At 69.1% G+C, this 17914-nt stretch carries 20 protein-coding genes; 6 read left to right on the forward strand and 14 right to left on the reverse strand.

Annotation, left to right across the window (positions count from 1 at the left end):
* Positions 1–31: 31 nt before the first annotated feature.
* The 3 genes from NC7_RS23920 to NC7_RS23930 form a co-directional block, all read right to left on the reverse strand.
* Positions 32–1624, reverse strand: coding sequence for a GMC oxidoreductase (locus NC7_RS23920; RefSeq protein WP_067986874.1), 1593 nt, complete (start codon positions 1622–1624; stop codon positions 32–34).
* Between the two features lie 12 nt (positions 1625–1636).
* Complete coding sequence (locus NC7_RS23925; protein ID WP_067986875.1) at positions 1637–2959, reverse strand: lipase family protein; 1323 nt, start codon at positions 2957–2959, stop codon at positions 1637–1639.
* A 152-nt stretch (positions 2960–3111) separates the two neighbouring features.
* Entirely contained in the window at positions 3112–3495 is a 384-nt protein-coding gene (locus NC7_RS23930; protein ID WP_067986877.1) for a DUF1304 domain-containing protein, read from the reverse strand.
* Between the two features lie 169 nt (positions 3496–3664).
* On the opposite strand from NC7_RS23930, the gene NC7_RS23935 reads away from it, so the two are divergent.
* Positions 3665–4153: a nitroreductase family deazaflavin-dependent oxidoreductase gene (locus NC7_RS23935; RefSeq protein ID WP_067986880.1), complete on the forward strand. Its 489-nt coding sequence runs from the start codon at positions 3665–3667 to the stop codon at positions 4151–4153.
* A gap of 7 nt (positions 4154–4160) precedes the next feature.
* On the opposite strand, the gene NC7_RS23940 is transcribed toward NC7_RS23935, so the two are convergent.
* Positions 4161–5027 carry a helix-turn-helix domain-containing protein gene (locus NC7_RS23940; protein ID WP_067986883.1) on the reverse strand — a complete coding sequence of 289 codons (867 nt, stop codon included), beginning with the start codon at positions 5025–5027 and terminating at the stop codon, positions 4161–4163.
* Between the two features lie 90 nt (positions 5028–5117).
* On the opposite strand from NC7_RS23940, the gene NC7_RS23945 reads away from it, so the two are divergent.
* On the forward strand, positions 5118–5909 hold the full coding sequence (locus NC7_RS23945; protein WP_067986885.1) for an SDR family oxidoreductase: 792 nt from the start codon (positions 5118–5120) through the stop codon (positions 5907–5909).
* Positions 5910–5919: 10 nt separating this feature from the next.
* Positions 5920–7020, forward strand: coding sequence for an NAD(P)H-dependent amine dehydrogenase family protein (locus tag NC7_RS23950; protein WP_067986887.1), 1101 nt, complete (start codon positions 5920–5922; stop codon positions 7018–7020).
* An 8-nt stretch (positions 7021–7028) separates the two neighbouring features.
* On the opposite strand, the gene NC7_RS23955 is transcribed toward NC7_RS23950, so the two are convergent.
* The 3 genes from NC7_RS23955 to NC7_RS23965 all read right to left on the reverse strand — a co-directional run bounded on the left by NC7_RS23955 (position 7029) and on the right by NC7_RS23965 (position 9216).
* Positions 7029–7346, reverse strand: a complete 318-nt coding sequence (locus NC7_RS23955; RefSeq protein ID WP_201449931.1) for a DUF2795 domain-containing protein — start codon at positions 7344–7346, stop codon at positions 7029–7031.
* A 93-nt stretch (positions 7347–7439) separates the two neighbouring features.
* Entirely contained in the window at positions 7440–8711 is a 1272-nt protein-coding gene (locus NC7_RS23960; protein WP_167352453.1) for a glycosyltransferase 87 family protein, read from the reverse strand.
* Positions 8712–8787: 76 nt separating this feature from the next.
* Positions 8788–9216, reverse strand: coding sequence for a MarR family winged helix-turn-helix transcriptional regulator (locus tag NC7_RS23965; RefSeq protein WP_067986889.1), 429 nt, complete (start codon positions 9214–9216; stop codon positions 8788–8790).
* Between the two features lie 58 nt (positions 9217–9274).
* Here NC7_RS23965 and NC7_RS23970 point away from each other — a divergent pair, with 58 nt between their 5' ends.
* On the forward strand, positions 9275–10294 hold the full coding sequence (locus tag NC7_RS23970; protein ID WP_084458751.1) for an ABC-2 transporter permease: 1020 nt from the start codon (positions 9275–9277) through the stop codon (positions 10292–10294).
* A 178-nt stretch (positions 10295–10472) separates the two neighbouring features.
* Entirely contained in the window at positions 10473–11261 is a 789-nt protein-coding gene (locus tag NC7_RS23975; protein ID WP_157102156.1) for an SEL1-like repeat protein, read from the forward strand.
* On the opposite strand, the gene thpD is transcribed toward NC7_RS23975, so the two are convergent.
* The 5 genes from thpD to NC7_RS24000 all read right to left on the reverse strand — a co-directional run bounded on the left by thpD (position 11249) and on the right by NC7_RS24000 (position 15153).
* Complete coding sequence (gene thpD, locus NC7_RS23980; RefSeq protein WP_067986897.1) at positions 11249–12166, reverse strand: ectoine hydroxylase; 918 nt, start codon at positions 12164–12166, stop codon at positions 11249–11251. The two genes, NC7_RS23975 and thpD, sit on opposite strands and share 13 nt — an antisense overlap.
* Complete coding sequence (locus tag NC7_RS23985; protein ID WP_067986898.1) at positions 12153–12554, reverse strand: ectoine synthase; 402 nt, start codon at positions 12552–12554, stop codon at positions 12153–12155. Before NC7_RS23985 ends, thpD begins: the two co-directional genes overlap by 14 nt.
* Positions 12551–13819: a diaminobutyrate--2-oxoglutarate transaminase gene (ectB, locus tag NC7_RS23990; protein ID WP_067987021.1), complete on the reverse strand. Its 1269-nt coding sequence runs from the start codon at positions 13817–13819 to the stop codon at positions 12551–12553. The genes NC7_RS23985 and ectB overlap by 4 nt, the downstream gene beginning before the upstream one ends.
* The gene (gene ectA, locus NC7_RS23995; protein WP_067986900.1) at positions 13819–14355 is read right to left on the reverse strand and encodes a diaminobutyrate acetyltransferase; all 537 of its coding nucleotides are present in this window, start codon (positions 14353–14355) and stop codon (positions 13819–13821) included. The genes ectB and ectA overlap by 1 nt, the downstream gene beginning before the upstream one ends.
* A gap of 84 nt (positions 14356–14439) precedes the next feature.
* On the reverse strand, positions 14440–15153 hold the full coding sequence (locus NC7_RS24000; RefSeq protein ID WP_067635442.1) for a response regulator transcription factor: 714 nt from the start codon (positions 15151–15153) through the stop codon (positions 14440–14442).
* 284 nt (positions 15154–15437) lie between these two features.
* Between NC7_RS24000 and NC7_RS24005 the strand changes: the two genes are divergently transcribed.
* Positions 15438–16373: a threonine/serine dehydratase gene (locus tag NC7_RS24005; RefSeq protein WP_067986902.1), complete on the forward strand. Its 936-nt coding sequence runs from the start codon at positions 15438–15440 to the stop codon at positions 16371–16373.
* A 7-nt stretch (positions 16374–16380) separates the two neighbouring features.
* On the opposite strand, the gene NC7_RS24010 is transcribed toward NC7_RS24005, so the two are convergent.
* The gene (locus NC7_RS24010) at positions 16381–17235 is read right to left on the reverse strand and encodes an SDR family oxidoreductase (RefSeq protein WP_067986904.1); all 855 of its coding nucleotides are present in this window, start codon (positions 17233–17235) and stop codon (positions 16381–16383) included.
* A gap of 34 nt (positions 17236–17269) precedes the next feature.
* Positions 17270–17914, reverse strand: a complete 645-nt coding sequence (locus tag NC7_RS24015) for a double zinc ribbon and FHA domain-containing protein (RefSeq protein ID WP_067986906.1) — start codon at positions 17912–17914, stop codon at positions 17270–17272.

Genomic DNA, 17914 nt, shown 5'->3' on the forward strand with positions numbered 1-17914 from the left:
GGCTCGCCGTGGTCGGCGGTCCGATTCCCGCTCAGATGCGCGTTCCCACGTCTTCGGCGACGAGGGTGTCCATGGCCCGCTCGGCGACCGCGGCGATCGTCATCGACGGGTTGCACGCGGCGGCGCTGCCCGGCAGCAGCGCACCGTCGAGGACATAGAGCCCCCGCTGATCGAGCACCCGGCCGTTCAGGTCGCACACGGTGCCCATCCCGGCCCCGCCGAGCGGGTGCCAGGTGGAGGGGAACAAGGCGTTGGTGTCGAGCAGGGTGCCGTCGGTGCCCGCGATGCGCGCGATCGTCGGGCCGATGTGGTTGTCCTGGATGGCGCGGTCGCCGTCCTTCGGCCAGTGCAGCACGGCCTCGTCGCGCGCGGCGTCGTAGGTGAACGCGCCACGGCTGTCGCTCACACCGTAGCCGACGAGCATGGTGCTGGACGGATCGACCGACAGCGGTGGGATCGAGGCCTGCACCACCGTGTGCGCGGTGCGTGGGTCCTGCCAGTTCTTGCTGCCGTAGACCACCGGACCACCCTGCGGCGCACCGAATTCCGCCGTCGGGTCGTGCCAGACGTAGATACGGTCGGCATTGGTTCCCCACCCCTGGCCGAGGCCGTCGGGCAGGTCGGGGATCAGGCCCTTGGCGCCCGCGCGGACCAGCAGCCGGGTGGTGTTGAGGCTGCCCGCGGCCAGGATCAGCGCACCGGTGGTGAGGATCTTGTGCTCGGCGACGGCGCCGGTGCTGTCGAGGCGCCGCACGTGCACGACCCAGCGACCGTCGGATGCGCGTTCGATCTCGGTCACCTCGTGCAGGGTCTGCACCCGGCAGTTGCCCGTGGCCTCGGCGGCGGCGATGTAGGTGACGTCGACGGAGTGTTTGCCGCCGTTGTTGACGCCCATCGCACCGTCGCCGTTGGTATAGGACGGCTTCATCTCCCCGCGCAGTTCGGCGAGGGCGAAGTCCCAGTCGATCGGCATCGGGATCTTCGACAGCGGCAGTCCGGCCCGGCGCACCCGGTCCGCGAAAACCCTGGCGACACGGTAGTTCTCGGTGTCGACCAGGTCGTCGGGCGCCTCGGCGAGGCGAAGCATCGCGGCCACCCTCGGGTAATGGATCCGGTCCATCCGCGACCAGTCCAGTTCCTGCGGGAAGTGCGCGTCGAACACGTCCCGGGCGGGCTGCAGCGACATGCCCTGATAGACCAGTGACCCGCCGCCGACCCCGGCGGCACACAGTGCGGTCATGTTCTCGCCCGCCACCGCCTCGATCAATCCGGCATACGGCTCGAGCAGCAGCGGGCGCCCGAACAGATTCGGGTTGGACCGGCACCACAGGATCCGCTTGTCCGGTGCGGAGGCGCGCGGGAAGGTCTCGGCATCGGGGCCGGTCGGCCAGCGCAGACCGCGCTCGAGCACGGTGACGGGTACACCCGCCTGCGCCAGTCGCAGCGCGCTGACGCCGCCGCCGAAACCGGAGCCGACGATGACGACCCGGTGCTCCTCCCTGGTCAGCGGAATGGTGTCGGAGCGCATCGGGATCGGGGCCGCGGCGCCGGGGCGGACACCGAGCAGCATTCCGCCCAGCGCCGCTCCCGCCGCGAGCATCGAGCGGCGTGAGAATGTGGTCATCGGTGTTCCTGGTCAGTCGAAGGTGCAGCCGGTGACCGGTTTGTCGGCGAGGCGGTCGAGCAGGTAGGTGACCGCGTTGTCGGGACCGAATCCGTCGATCAGCTCGGGCCCGAAGTGGTTCGGGATGGTGGTGCCGGGCAGGATCGGCGGCAGGTCGTTGGTGCGGAAGGTGACCGTCGCGCCCTTGGCGCACCAGGTCTCGGCGAGCGCGCGGGCCTGACCGTAGGGGACGGTGTCGTCGTTGAGCCCACTGGTGATGAGCACCGGCGTGGCCGGGGTCATGCTGCCGACCCGCAGTTCCGCCAATGCCGGTGCCGCCTCGGGCAATTCGGCCAGATGGTCCAGGAGCGGGCGGCCGTCCTTGGTCATCGACGTGGTCTTCAGGAAGGGGTGATAGGTGATGAGGTCGGCGATGCAGGATTCGCTCAGGGTGGCGAGCATGTCGCGCCCGGCCGGACTGATGGTCTTGTCGAGGGCCTGGTTCAGCTCCGGGTAGCGCGCCAGCATGCCGTTGATGGCGAAGCCGATGGCGCCGCCGATCAGGGCGCCGTCGATCTTGGCGAGGATGGCGGCCAGATCGGCGACCGGACCACCGGCCCAGGTGCCTTTCACCGTCAGTTCCGGCGCGTAGTCCGGCGCCATCTCCGCCGCCGCCGCGGTGGAACCGCCGCCCTGCGAGTAGCCCCAGAACACCACGGGTGTCTCGGGTCCGACCCCGGCCAGGCGGTGCGCGGCGCGGGCGCCGTCGAGCACCGCGTGGGCGCTCTCGATGCGGTTGGCGTAGGTGTGGATGCCGGGCGTACCGAGCCCGATGTAGTCGGTGACCAGCACTCGCGCGCCGAGCTGGCTCCACACCCCCGAGGACGGCAGTTCCTGGTTCGCCGAGAGGCCGAGGGCGGGGTCGGTGTGCACGGTCAGGCCGGTGGAGAACGCCTGCGACATGGCGCACTGGTCGCCCTGCCCGGAGGTGCCGGGCGCGATGACGACGGTCGGGCGCGGACCGGCGCCCAGCCAGGGCCCGGTCGGCTCGATGTAGGTGCCCGACACCGCGACGGGTGACCCGTCCTGCAGTCGTGAGGTGTACATGACGTGCTGCCCGACGCCCGGCCAGCCCTTCTCGCTCGGCGGGGTGGCGAGCAGTGCCATCGGGGCGGTCTTGATGATCGCGCCGGGTTCCTGGGGGATCTGCGGAGGCGGGGTGTAGAACGAGCCGACCGGCTCGGCCGAGGACGTCTCCGTCTGCGCGACTACGACACTCGCCGCCATCGCGCACGCCACGGCCGCTCCGAGGACGACCCTTGCGGCACGCGACCGCCCGACACCCTGCTGATCCATCGAGAACCTCTTTCGTGAACATCACGCTCCGGCGCCGTCGCCGGGGTGATCCAGGTCGCCGGGTCAAGGGATCATGAGCCCCGTCACAGCAGCGACGCCGCGAACAGTAACACGGTTACTCATATGACGGAAGACAGGGTCGTCGCCAGGTTCTACAGGCGAGCGAACACCAGTGCGGTACAACCGATCAGCGGCGGGACCAGCTGGATCAGCGCGGGACGCGCCTTGTTCGGCGAGGACACGAGCAGGACGACACCGGCGGCGACCATCGATCCGGCTCCCGCGAGTACCAGCGCGAGTCCGATGCCCTTGTCACCGAAAGCGGTGAACCCCATCCCGAGAGCCGCGACGACGGCGAGGAAGAGGTTGTAGAAGCCTTGATTGAAGGCCATCTCCTGGGTCGCCTCAGCCTCGGCGGCCGACATGCCGAAGGTCTTGCGGGTGCTCGCGGCGGTCCAGCGCAGCGACTCCATCACGAAGATATAGGCGTGCAGCAGCACGGCAACCCCGGTGAACAGCAAACCGATCGCGGTCATCTCGCGCCTCTCGCCGCGGCCCGGACCTACCGGGCGCCCACGGTGATTATTCACCCGCGACCATCGGGTGGCCGACGCCGACGCGCGGCGGGACACGGGAAACAGACCATACAGATTCCGCCCCAAATGTATGGTCGGTAGGCCCCGCAACCCTGTCCAGGAGCCGCTCGTGACCCCACCTCCGCGCCCACGCCAACTCGACCACCCGGTACTGCCGAAGATCTTCCGACTGGTCGGCCGCGCACAGGTGGCGGTCTATCGGCGCACCGGCGGCCGCATCGGCGGCACCTGGCGCATCGGTGCGGGTTTCCGCAAACCCGTACCCACCCTGCTGCTCGAGCATCGCGGCCGCAGGACGGGCAAGCAGTTCACGGTCCCGCTGCTCTACCTCGCCGACGGTGCGGACATCGTTGTCGTCGCCTCGCAGGGTGGCTTGGCCACTCATCCGCAGTGGTACCGCAACCTGTGCGCCGATCCGGAGACACACATCCAGATCGGGCCCACCCGCCGGGCCGTGCGCGCGGTGGTCGCCGACGCCGGGCAGCGGGCGCGGCTGTGGCCCGCGCTGGTCGACCTGTACGCCGACTTCGACACCTATCAGTCCTGGACCGAGCGCGAGATCCCCGTGGTGGTCCTGCGACCGCGCCCGACGACCTGAGGGCGGTTCACTGTCCCAACGACGCCGAGAGCGCCTGCGCCCCTTGGCGAATCGCTTCGACGTAGTTCCTCCGTTCGGCGGGGCCGACGGCCGAGCGCAGCGGACCGAGCTGGAGCTCGTAGGGCGCGGCCCCGTCGACGAACACCGGCGCCGACAGGTAACCGACGGGCAGCGGTCGCACGCCGAGGAATTCGGCTTCCCGGTACGGGCGGGCGGTGAGGCGTCCGAGCTGGCGCAGGACGCGGACACGCAGGTCCGGTTGCACGAGTTCGGCGCCGACCGCACCCAGCAGGTCGGCCAGCACGTCGACCAGGCCCGCGTCGTCGGAATCGGGACGGAACACCGCGCAACCATGCGCCCGCACGAAACGCAGCAGCGCCGGACCCTCCCGGCGCGCGGCATCACCGGCCAGCCACGCGGCGCGCTCGGCCTCGCCGCGCCACGGCATCACCGCCGCACCCGCCGGAAACGTCAACGGAATCGATTGGCCGACAGCGAGACCCGGCACCACCCGCGCCTCCGGTGCGTACTCCTTGGCGACGACAGTCAAGGTGGTGCCCTCGATCTTGCTGAGAGTCACCCCGCATCCGGCCGCCTGGGCGAGCGCCCGCAGGTCGGCGCGCACGGCCGACTCGCGGATCTCGGGATCGGCGGGGCGCAGCGCCGCGAGTGCCGGACCCGGACCGAACCGGCGTTCCCGGTCGCGACGCACCCAGCCCGCGGCGGCGAGTTCGGTGAGCACGGCGGTGACCGTCGCGCGGGCCAGCGACAGCGCGGTGGCGATCTCCGAGGCCGTGAGCGGCCGGTCGGTGCGCGCGAGCAGTTCCATCACATCGATGACCCGACGGGTCGGCGGCGATGCCGAATGCGACATGACACCCCTTGTCCGCGGGTCGACCCCGCCCTACACTGCTTCGACTATTCGTCACATATTAGTCGAATATTCGACGCACAAGGGGTTTCCATGATTCTCGATCTCTTCCGGCTCGACGGCCGGGTCGCCGTCGTCACCGGCGCCGGGCGCGGCCTCGGCGCCGCGATCGCGCTCGGATTCGCCGAGGCGGGCGCCGATGTGGTGATCGCCGCGCGGACGGAGTCCGATCTGCGCGCGGTGGCCGATCAGGTCGCCGCGACAGGTCGGCAGGCCGAGGTCGTCGTCGCCGATCTGGCCGACCCCGCGGCGGTCGCCGCCCTCGCCGAGGTGGCGGCCGACCGGTTCGGCCGCCTCGACATCGCCGTGAACAATGTGGGCGGCGCGCTGCCGAAGCCGCTGCTCGAAAGCTCCCTCGACGATCTGGCCGAGGCCTTCGCCTTCAATGTCGGCACCGCGCACGCCCTGGTCCGGGCGGCGGTGCCGACGATGCTCGCCACGGCCGAGGGCGGCTCGATCATCAACATCACCTCGACGATGGGCCGCCTGCCCGGACGCGCCTTCGCCGCCTACGCGACCGCGAAGGCGGCACTGGCGCACTACACGCGCACCGCCGCCGCCGATCTGAGTCCGCGCGTGCGGGTCAACGCCATCGCGCCGGGTTCGATCCTCACCTCGGCGCTGGCGGTCGTCGCGGGCAATGAGCAGATGCGCACCCAGATGGAGCAGGCCACGCCGTTGCGTCGCCTCGGCGATCCGGCCGACATCGCGGCGGCGGCGGTGTATCTCGCCTCCCCCGCCGGGTCGTTCCTCACCGGGAAGGTCCTCGAGGTCGACGGCGGGCTCATCGCACCCAACCTGACCATTCCGCTTCCCGATCTGTGAGGACGAGACCATGACCATTCGCGTCATCCACTGGGGCACCGGCAATGTGGGGCGCCACGCGCTCGCGGGCGTGCTCGCCGATCCGCGCCTCGAGCTGATCGGTGTGCACGTCTCCGGACCGGACAAGGCGGGCCTCGACGCGGCCGAACTGGCGGGAATCGACACCCCCTCCGGCGTCGTGGCTACCCTCGGCATCGAGGAGGTTCTCGCGCGTCGACCCGACTGCGTGGTCTACACGGCGATGACCGACAACCGACTCCCCGAGGCCCTCGAAGACCTACGCAGGCTGCTCGCCGCGGGTATCGATGTGGTGGCGAGCGCACCGGTGTTCCTGCAGTACCCGTGGGGTGTGCTTCCGGCCGAATTGCTCGACCCCGTCGAACAGGCCGCGGCACAGGGCGATTCGTCACTGTTCGTGAACGGGATCGACCCGGGCTTCGCCAACGACCTGCTCCCCCTCGCCCTGCTCGGCACGTGCCGCTATGTCGACCAGGTGCGATGCCTGGAGATCGTCGACTACTCCACCTACGACAATCCGTCGGTCATGTTCGACATCATGGGTTTCGGCAGGCCGATGACGGAGACACCGTTGCTGTTGCGACCGGGTGTGCTTTCGCTGGCCTGGGGCAGCGTCGTGCGTCAGCTCGCGGCCGGTCTCGGCATCGAACTCGACGCCGTCACGCAGGAGTACCAGCGCCTGCCCGCACCGGGAACCTTCGACATCGATTCCGGCACCATCGAGGCGGGCACGGCGGCGGCGCTGCGGTTCGAGGTGCGGGGCATGGTCGGTGACCGCGCGGTGACCGTGCTCGAGCACGTCACCCGGTTGCGCGCCGATCTCGCGCCCGACTGGCCCCAGCCCGCGCGAGAAGGCGGGTCGTATCGAGTGGAGATCACCGGGGAACCGAACTACACCCTCGACCTCGCCATGTTCAGCGACCGAGGCGACCACAACCACGCCGGCCTCGTCGGCACCGCGATGCGCTTGGTCAATGCGATCCCGGCCGTCGTCGCCGCGCCAGCGGGCATCCGCACCACCCTCGACCTCCCGCTGGTGACGGGAACGGGGCTGGCGGATACCCGGCGGATCCCGCCGACCGACGGGCGGTGAGAGCTCGGTCAGCTACCCCGGTTCTCCCCCAGTTCCTCGACGATCGGGTTCGGCGGAACCTCGCGGTCCCGCTCGGCGACGCCCGGGTGCGCGTGATCGCGGCTCTGCGCCATCCGCAGCGCTTCGGATCGCCCGTCGTCGAGGCTCACCGATTGCAGGACCTCGGTCATGTTCGCGTAGGCCACCGGCGGTATCGCGCGGAGGGCGCGCACCGTGTCGTCGTCGGCTTTCGCATCGGTCGCACACCGCACCAGGTCGTCCTTGTTGGCCGGGAAATCGATCTCCGACAACGCCCGCTCGACCCGCTGCACATCGGTAGTCACCATCACGGAACCTTCCCGGGCGCCGAAGCGACCTTCGCCAGTTTCCTCGAACGGCTGCCGCAGTACCCGGGTGGGTCGACCCCAAACAGCGGGCCTTCAGGCGGCGGGGATGACCTCGGGCCGCGCGGGTTCGAGGGTGGACGAGGAGGAAGCCCGGCGCCTGCCGGTGAGCAGGAACAGCACGACCAGCGCGACCGCCGACCACACGTAGGTGTCGCCGATCAGATGCTGGTTCCAGGTCCACGACGTTTCCCGGTGTTCTCCGTCGGGCAGGAAGCTGTGCGGCGCGATGATGAAGACGGCGGCGACCACGAGTGCCGTGGCATACCAGCCGCGCGCGGGGGCGGCGGGCACAGTGCGGGCGTGGCAGACGATGGCCAGCAGCGCGGGCGCGATCCACACCCAGTGATGCGACCACGAGATCGGCGACAGCAGCAGGGTGAAGACAGCGTTGAGAGCCAGGGCGATCGCGGGGGCGTCGGCGGCTTTGCGCATGGCGGCGACGACCAGGGCGAGCAGCAGGGCGCCGAAGACCAACCACAGGGCATCGAACGGCAGGCCCGTGACGTGCAGGCGGGCCAGCACCGCCTGGATCGACTGGTTGGTGTGGAAGGCCGAACCGCTGAGCCCGGAGACATTGCCGAGGCCGCCGAACCAGTAACGCACCGACTCCGTCGGCAGGATCGCGAACGAGACGAGGGTGGCGACCGCCCCGGTGGCGGCGGCGGTGGCAGCGGCCTTGTAGTCCTTGCGGACGAGGAAGAACAACACGAACGCGGCGGGCGTGAGCTTCACGGCGGCCGCCAGACCGATGAGCATGCCGCGCGGGTAGCGGGTCTTCGGCAACAGGCAGTCGGTGGCGACCAGCACCATCAGCAGCAGGTTCACCTGCCCGAAGTCGATGGTGGCGCGCACCGGCTCGAGCAGCATCGCCACCGGCAGCGCACAGGCGGTCACCAGCAGCGCGACCTGCTTGCGTTCGGGGTTGTAGCGACGGGCGACCAGGTACAGCGTCCACGCGAGCGCGGCGACCGACACCGCGACGTAGAGGGTTTTGGCCGCACCCCACGGCAGCAACGCGAACGGCGCGAGGGCGATCGCGGCGAAGGGTGGATAGATGAACGGCAGGCCGATACCGACGCTCGTCTTGGGGAGCTGACCGTACATGTCGGCGCCGTCGCGCATGGCCTCGATGCCGAGGCGGTACACCTGCAGATCGATGAAGGCGCCGGAGTACGGTTCGAACGGCCACAGCGGGGTCCGCATGCACACCACCGCAACGACACCGAGCAACACCGGCACCAGCCACCAGGCTCGATTGATCGGGCGTCGGGTCGGCTGCGCGGGGTGGGTGGTGTCACTACTCATCCGCGGCGACTATACCGACCGAACCCCCGAGCCGGGGCACCGACCTTCGGCGGCAGTGACGCGCGCTACACCCGGTTCAGCCTTGGTTGTAGCGCACGAGCAAGCGGGCCAGAGTCCGCACATCCTCGTCGGACCAGTCGGCGAAACGCGCCGTGAAGGCGGCCCGCCGGGTGCGTTCGGCCTGGAGCGCCACGGTGCGCCCCTCGGCGGTGGCACGCAGGATGTGGTTGCGCCGGTTGGCGGGGTCGATCTCGCGCTCCAGGTAACCGAGCTGTTCGAGCGCCCCGACCTGCCTGCTGACCGTCGACTTGTCGAGCAGGAACTGCGCGGCCACGTCGGCGGCCTGGCACCCGTCGCGTTCGAGGACGAGGTCGAGGATGCTGTAGGCGACCAAGCTCAGTTCGGGGTGCAGTTCCGCGGCGCGGCCACGGGCCCGACGGGAGAACGCGGTCAGTTCCCGCTGGATGACATCGACGTCGGCGTCCCTTGCCGGTGACTCACTCATGGTTGTACGATACAACAATAATAGTTGCATTTACCAACCCTCTTGGAGACTTCCCTCGATGACCGTCACCCAGCTGCGCCACCTCGCGGGCCACCTGCTCACGCCCCTGCTGATGTGCCTGGGCATGGCCCTGGCCTATCTCGGCGCGTTCCACCAGCCCACGCCGAATCATCTGGCGCTGGCCGTCGTCGGCGACTCGCCGCAGTCGATGGTGCTCGCGCAGACGATGAAGGATCGCGGCGGCGCGGGCGTCGACATCATCACCGTGCCCACCCGGGAAGCCGCGACCGATCTGCTGCGCGAACGCGAGCTCGTCGGTGCCTACGTGCCCGACGCCGCGCGTCCGGAACTTCTCGTGGCCACCGCGAGCTCGGACACCAGCGCGATGGCCGCCGAGGTGGCGTTCCGATCTGTCGCCGACCACCAGGGCGTACCGCTGACGGTCACCGATGTGACGACCAAGCCCGACGGCGATCCCACCGGACAGGGCCTGTTCTTCCTACTGGTGGCGCTGAGCGTCGGCGCCTACGGCAGCGTCGCGGTGATCGGCGCCGCGGGCGCGACGCTGCGGATGCGGGTCCGCGCGGCGATCGGCGTGGTGACGGCACTGGTGGTGAGCCTGATCGGCGTTGTGGTCGCGGGACCGGTGTTCGGCGTGATCGACAGTGCCTTCGCGAGCGTGTTCGGCATCGCCTGGCTCTACGCCACGGGCATCATCCTGATCGGCATCGGCCTGCACACCTTCTTGAAGCGCTGGACCACACTCGCCCTGATCACCCTGTTCGTGATGCTCAACTTCACCACTTCCGGTGGCGTCTACCGGCCGGAACTGCAGAACGGGTTCTTCGGCGCGCTGCACTCGTTCTGGAACGGCGCCGACTTCGTCGAAGGGTTGCGCAGCCTGCTCTACTTCGACGGGGGTGCCGGTTTCGGCGCCCGGCTCGGTGGCTTGTTCGGGTGGCTGGCGGTGGGCGTGCTGCTCGTCGTGATCGCCGGGAAGTACGAGCGGCGGCACACGCCCGCGCCCGTCACGGCACGCGCGATCGAGGAGGAGATCGGCGAATCGGTCGCCGTCTGATCCCCGCGGCGCCCCGGCGAACCTCGTTGCCGCCCAGCGCGGTCCGGCGACGGCTCGGGTGGCCGGGGCATGCGCGGCGGCTCGGACGTCGGGAAACGCGCATGGGAGCGTCCACACGCGGGTACGGTGTAGCGCGCACAGGCAGGGGGTCCTACGTCGGAAAGGGTGGGCCGCACCGATGAATCGTCCTGGCGCACAGCGCCCCGGTGACGTGCCACTCGAGCACCGTTACACCGGGGCCGACCCGATCGACTGGTGCGGTGCCGACGTGTATCCGATGTACACCGAGGCACTCCCCACCGGCACGACCGCGCTGCGATTGCGCGCACTGTCGGTGATGCCGCCCGCCGATGTGTCGGGACTCGGCTTGGGGCTGACCGTCACCGACGGCCACGTGAAGCTGGGCGGGCGAAGCCTGGCCGGGGTGGACATCTGGTCCGACGCGCTCGCGGCGGGCATCGACATCACGGTCACCGCCGAAGCGCCGGACGCCCTGTTCACCCTCACTCCGGTCTGGGTCGCGGGCGCGGGCCCGCAGCAGTCGTGGACCGGCAACTACGGCATGGTCGTCGACCTGCTGCCCGACGGGGCGTCGACACTGTGGTGCAGCACCGGCCCGGGTACCCCCGACTTCAACGAACTCGTCGTCGAACTCACCCGGACCGACACGGATCCCGCACCCACCGACCAACTTCGGCGAACACCCGCCCAGCCACGGGCGGAGCAGAGCGTCGGCCGCGCGCTGCACGACCTCGGCACCGCGATGTTCGCACGCGGGGAACATGATTCGGCCAGGCTGCTCTGGACCCAGGCGGCCGAGGCGGGACACAGCGGCGCCGCCTACGACCTCGGCCTGCTCGCCCTGCACGTCGGCGACATCAGCACCGCCCGCACCTGGTGGCAGGCCGCGGCCCACGAGGATCCACGGGCCGCGACCTGCCTGGCCGAACTGCCTCAGCGCACCTGATCCACCAGGTGCCGCTCGCCGGGCGCGGTGCGCACGGGCGTGAACTCCCGCGCGGCGATGTGTTCCGGCCGACGCCGCGGCGCCGCGAACGGCTCGACCAGGGCGTTCTCGACACTGTTGAACACCAGGAAGATGTTCGACCTGGCATAGGGCGTGATGTTGTTCGACGACCCGTGCATCAGGTTGGAGTCGAACAGCAACGCCGACCCGGCCTTGCCGGTGAATTGGGTGATGCCGTAGCGCGCGGCCAGGAAGGTGATGTCGTCGTTGGTCGGGACGCCGATCCGCTGCTCGCGCAACGACTCCCGGTAGTGGCCCTCCGGCGTCTCACCCAGGCACGGCACGAACGTGCGGTGCGACCCGGGCATCACCATCAGCGACCCGTTGAACGGGTAGTTGTCGGTCAACGCGATCGACAGACTCACCGCGCTCGGGGCAGGCATCCCGTCCTCGGCGTGCCAGGTCTCGAAATCCGAGTGCCAACCGAAACCGCTACCACCGAAACCGGGCATGTAGTTCACCCGGCTCTGGTGCAGATACACCGGCGAACCGAGAATCTGCTCGGCGAGCCCGACGATGCGGGACTCGGCGAGCAGCTCCGCGATCGGCTTGCTCAGGCGGTGCACCTGGAATACCGAACGAACATGTCCGGCAACGGGTTCCACGATCACGCGCTCGTCGCCGTAGAGCACCGGATCGGCCGCCAGATGCCCTATCTCGGCCCCGAAGGCCGCCACCTCGTCCGCACTGAGCAGGTCCGGGATCGTCGCGAAACCGTTCGCGTCGAACTCGGCCAGCTCGGGTGTACTCACCTGCCCCCACACCGTGGGATCGGTGCGCTCGATGTGGGGGGCGGGCTCGGACAACCGCGTGGGGTAGCGGTCGGACCGATCAGACACTGGCATCCTCCTCGATGATCAGCGGATACACTCCGTTCTCGTCGTGTACCTCGCGGCCGGTGACCGGCGGATTGAACACACACAACATCCGCAGCGTGGTGCGGGCGGTGACCTGATGACGTTCGTGGCCGTCGAGCAGGTACATCGAGCCGGGACCGAGCGGATACACGGTCTGGTCCTCGAGGTCGAGCAGTTCACCCTCGCCCTCGACCAGCCACACCGCCTCCACATGGTTCTGGTAGTGGAACCGGTGCACGGTGCCCGCCTCGATCGTCGTCTCGTGGAACGAGAACCCGACCTTGTCGCCCGCCAGCACGATGCGCTTGCTTCGCCACCCGGGACCGGCCACGTCGCGGTCGGTTCCGGTGATCTCGGTGGTGGTACGCACGATCATGCGGCACCACCACAGACGGTGTCGATGCTGTCCGACAGCACCGACAGGCCGCGATCGAGTTCGTCGCTGCGCAGGGTCAACGGCGGCAGCAGTTTCACGACCTCGTCCATCGAACCGGAGGTCTCCACCAGCAGCCCCTGTTCGAACGCGGTGCGGCACACCTTGCCCGCCTGCGACGGGTCGTCGAACACGATGCCGTGCACCATGCCACGACCACGGGTGGTGATGCCCTCGTGCCGCTCGGCGACGGCCGAGAGCGTGCGACCGATGTACTCACCGTTGGCGGCGGTCAGCCGCGCCAGCTTGTCGTCGGACCAGTACTCGCGCAGCGCGGCGGTCGCGGTGACGAAGGCCGGGTTGTTGCCGCGGAAGGTGCCGTTGTGCTCACCGGGAGCCCACTGGTCGTGCTCGGGCTTGAGCAGGACCAGTGCCATCGGCAGGCCGTAGCCACCGATCGACTTGGACAGGGTGACGATGTCGGGGGTGATGCCCGCGATCTCGAAGGAGAAGAACGGGCCGGTGCGGCCGCAGCCCATCTGCACGTCGTCGACGATGAGCAGGATGTCGCGCGCGGCGCACAGCCCGGCCAGGTGGCGCAGCCACTCGGCGCGGGCCAGGTTGACACCACCCTCACCCTGCACGGTCTCCACGATCACGGCGGCGGGGCGGTCGAAGCCCGAGGAGCTGTCGTCGAGCACCCGCTGCATCCAGCCGAAGTCCTCGATGGTGTTGTCGAAGTAGCCGTCGTAGGGCATCGGGGTGGCGTGCTCGAGCGGCACACCGGCGCCCGCCCGCTTGGCCGCGTTACCGGTGACCGAGAGCGCACCGAGGGTCATGCCGTGGAAAGCGTTGGTGAAGCTGAGGATGGTCTTGCGGCCGGTCACCTTGCGGGCCAGCTTCAGCGCCGCCTCGACGGCGTTGGCGCCGGTCGGGCCGGGGAACTGCACCTTGTAGTCGAGCCCACGCGGGGTCAGCAGGGTGTCGCGGATGGTCTCGAGCAGTTCACGCTTGGCCACGGTCGACATGTCGAGGCCGTGGGTGATGCCGTTGCCCGAAATGTATTCCACCAGCGCCTTCTTCAGGACCGGGTTGTTGTGCCCGTAGTTCAGCGCACCCGCCCCGGCGAAGAAGTCGAGGTACTCGCGGCCCTGCTCGTCGCGGATCCACGCGCCTTCGGCGGTGGTGAACACCGAGGGCCAGTCCCGGCAGTATCCGCGCACGTTCGATTCCATGGCTTCGAAGATGCTGGTATCGGTGGTCGTGATCATGATTGTGCCTCCTGGCGCTGAGCGGGCGAAATAATGTAGAGGTGCTCGGCTTCGTGAGAATCCGGGAAATGAAGTGCTTCGAACAGTGCTTCTGTGCGCAATTGCGCGCCGCGTTCGCGGGCCACCGCGGAGAACAACGCCTGGGAAGCGGAATTATCCGGTGAAATCGTCGTTTCCAGGGTGTTGATCCCGGCGGGTGCCACGGAATCGAGTAGAGCGTGCAGGAGTTTCGCGGCCAGACCCCGGCCACGGAATTCGGCGTCGACGGCGACCTGCCAGACGAACAGCGTATCCGGCGCTTCGGGCCGGACGTAACCGATCACGAATCCCACTGCCTGCCCGGCGATTTCGGCGACCATGGAGGTCGCCGCGAAATCACGACACCACAGCAGATAGGCGTAGCTCGAATTCACGTCGAGGACGCGGGAATCACGGGCGATACGCCACAATTGCGCACCGTCACCCAAACGTGGATGTCGAAGAATCGTTTCCGAATCTTGCGCTGCCGCCGTGGCGGTCGGCTCGATGGACATAGTCGGACTCGGCATACATTCCACCTTGACTAAGAGACTTTGCGGTCTTTGTGTCGAGCTCTTTGCGGTTGTATGACGAACCGTTTACTGCGGCTGGATATCCAGTCGATAGCCCAGACCGCGCACGGTCACCACGATGCGCGGATCCGAGGCATCGCGCTCGATCTTGGTACGCAACCGGCGCACGTGGACGTCGACGATGCGTTCGTCACCGAAAAACCCTTGATCCCAGACTCTTTCGAGCAGGACCGCGCGACTGAGCACGCGCCCCGGTGTTTCGGCGAGTTCGCACAGCAACCGGAACTCGGTGACCGTGAGGTGCAACTCCTCGCTGCCGCGGCGTACCGCGCCCGCGTCGGCCGCGAGGACGAGGGGACGCACCGGGTCGTCGTCGAGGACCACCTCGGGGGTGGCGTCGCGTTCGGCGGCGATCCTGGCGCGGCGGCGCAGGGCGCGCATCCGGGCGGTGATCTCCTTGATCTCGAACGGCTTGCTGACGAAGTCGTCGGCACCGGCCTCCAACGCGGCGACCACGTCGTGGGTGTCGTAGCGGGTGCTGATCACGATGATCGGCACGTCGTGGTCGCGGCGGATCTCGCGGATGCAGTCGAAGCCGTCGGTGGCGCCACGCATCAGGTCGACGATCATCAGGTCGGGCGGGCCGTCGTTGCGGAGCCGGTCGAGGGCGTCTTCGGGGACACCCGCCTCGGCCACCGCGTAGCCCTCGTCCTCCATCGCGCGGCGCAGATCGCCCCGCATCTGCACGTCGTCGTCGACGATCATCAAGTTGGCGGTCATCCTCGCACCTCGCTGCCGCCCGGCGCGACCGTGACCGCCGATGCGGCTGTGTTCTGCCAATGCTCGCTCATGTGCACTTCCTTTGCTGACACGCTCGCGCGTGCGGCCGGTACACCTGGGGAATTCGCGTCCCCAATCCGACACGACATCCCGCTTTCGAGCTTGTTACCAATCCGTTACTTACCCAGACTTCTCGGCGCGTAAACCCGCCGTAACAATTCGTGCCCGATTTGCGCGGTTTCAACGGCCGGTCGGGCCACCGCGCGCGGTGGCATAGTCGAGGAGTGAAGCCCACTTTCGACGACATCGAGGCCGCCGCCGCGCGGATCGAGGGCCGGGTTCGCCCGGTGACGGTGACACCGGCTGGACCTGGGGATTCCCCGCTCTGGTTCGCGCTCGAGTTCCTGCAGTTCACCGGGACTTTCAAAGCGCGCGGCGCACAGAACTTCCTGCGGGCCGCCGGGGAGTTGCCCAGCGCCGGTGTGACGATCGCCTCAGGCGGCAACGCCGGGCTCGCCTGCGCGTGGGCGGCGCGGGAGGCGGGCGTGCCCGCGACGGTGTTCCTGCCCGAGACGGCGCCGCCGGTCAAAATCGGTCGACTTCGTGACTTGGGCGCCGATGTACGACTGATCGGTCCTGAGTACAAGCAGGCACTGGCCGCGTGCCAGGAATTCGCCGCGAGCACCGGCGCGCTGTTCTCACACGCGTTCGATCACCCGCTCATCGCGGCGGGCGCGGGCACGCTGATGCGCGAGATCCAGCAGCGCGTGCCCGATCTCGACACCGTGGTGCTCGCGGTGGGCGGCGGTGGACTGTTCACCGGAACCACCGTCGCCGCACAGCATTTCGGCATCCGCACCGTCGCGGTGGAACCGGTGGGTTGCCGATCGCTGCACGCGGCGCTCGCGGCGGGACGACCGGTGCAGGTGAGCGTCGACTCGATCGCCGCCGATTCGCTTGGCGCGCCGCACGTCTCGGAGATGGCGCTGGCGGCCGCCCAGCATCCGGACGTGATGTCGGTGCTGGTCGAGGACCAGACGATCCGCGCCGCACGCCGACAACTCTGGGACGAGCACCGCATCGTCGTGGAGAACGGTGCCGCGACGGCGTTGGCGGCCCTGCTCGACACGGGTTCGGGTGCCGCTTATCGTCGCGCCGAGGGTGAACGGGTCTGCGTGATCCTGTGCGGAGCCAACACCGATCCCTCGGATCTGGTGTGAGGCGTGCTCAGCGCACCAGTTCGTTCTTGGTGGCGTAGCCGGTCATCGCGGCATTGAGGCCGCGCATGGCGAGGGTGTAGCCGTAGGGGACGAAGCGCTGACCCCAGTGCGCGAGGTGGATGTCGCGGGAGGTGTACACCCAGTAGCGGTTGCGTTCGACGCCCCGGATCACGGCCTTGGCGGCCTGTTCCGGGGTGACGGCGTGGCGCAGGAACAGGCCGATCGCCTTCTGCAGCGCGGCGTTGTCGCGGTCGACGCCCGCGATGTCGACACTGTCGACCATCGGCGTCGCCATCGCCCCCGGCAGCACCAGGCTGACGCCGATCTTGTGCCTGCGCAGGTCGAATCGCAGCACCTCCGACACACCGCGCAACCCGAACTTGGTCGCGCTGTAGGGCGCGTGCCAGGGCAGTCCGAACAGCCCGGCGGCCGAGGACACGTTCACCAGGTGTCCGCCACGGCGCGCGGCGATCATCGGGGGCAGGAACTCCTCGATGACGTGGATGGGGCCCATGAGGTTGATGTCGACGGTGCGCCGCCACTGCTGGTGGGTGAGCTTGTCGACGGTGCCCCAGGTGGCGATGCCCGCCACGTTCATCACGATGTCGACGTGCCCGACGGCCTCGAAGGTGTGCGCGGCCAGCCCGACCACGGCCGAATGGTCGCTCACGTCGGCGGGATGGGCCAGGTGCACGGTGGCACCGGCGGCGCGCAGTTCGTCGGCGGTGGCGGCGAGGGTGTCGGCGGTGATGTCGGTGAGCACCAGTGCCGCGCCCTTGGCGGCGGCCGCGAAGGCGGTGGCCCGGCCCAGGCCGCTGGCGGCGCCGGTGATCAAACAGGTCTTCCCGTCGAACTTCGTCATGGCCCCGACCCTACGGTTCGCTCGATGTTCCCGTCTACGACAGGGTATCGATGGTTATGGTCGTCCAGCCACCGACGTGCACCCGGCTACCGGCCCGCAACGGCACCGGCACCTGCGGCGACAACGATGCCTCGCTGCCGTCGAGGCTGGTTCCGTTGGTCGAACCGAGATCGGTGACGGTGAGCGCACCGTCGATCCCGACGCGCAACAGCGCGTGCGCGCGCGACACACCCGGGTCGGCCGGGGCGATGCCGAGGTCGATCTCGGGCACGATGCCTTGCGACGCCGAGCGTTTGCCGATCAGGAACTCGCCACCGCGCAACTCGATCCGTCGTTCGGGGTAGAAGCCGGGGAAGGCCACCCGGTCGGCGTCGGGTCCTTTGCGGGCCTGGACACGGTCGTAGAACTCGCGGTCGGCGACGACCCTGGCCACCCACACCGTGCCCGTCTCACCGACGGTGTCGGACGCCGCCGCGGGGCTGTCGGTACGCGGCGGTGGGGCGGGCAGGGCCGAATCGTATCCGCAGTTCTCACAGAAGCGCCCGCTGGTCGGCACCGAACACGCGGGGCACAGGCGCAGATCGGCCGGATCGGGTGCGGCGGCACCGATGAGCGCCGACCCGCACACATCGCAGTAGTCGGTGGCCTGCGTCTGGTGACCGTCCGCGCACACCGCCAT

Origin of the sequence: Nocardia caishijiensis NBRC 108228, from assembly GCF_001612825.1 — a bacterium.
In the GTDB taxonomy this organism is placed as follows: Bacteria; Actinomycetota; Actinomycetes; order Mycobacteriales; family Mycobacteriaceae; genus Nocardia; species Nocardia caishijiensis.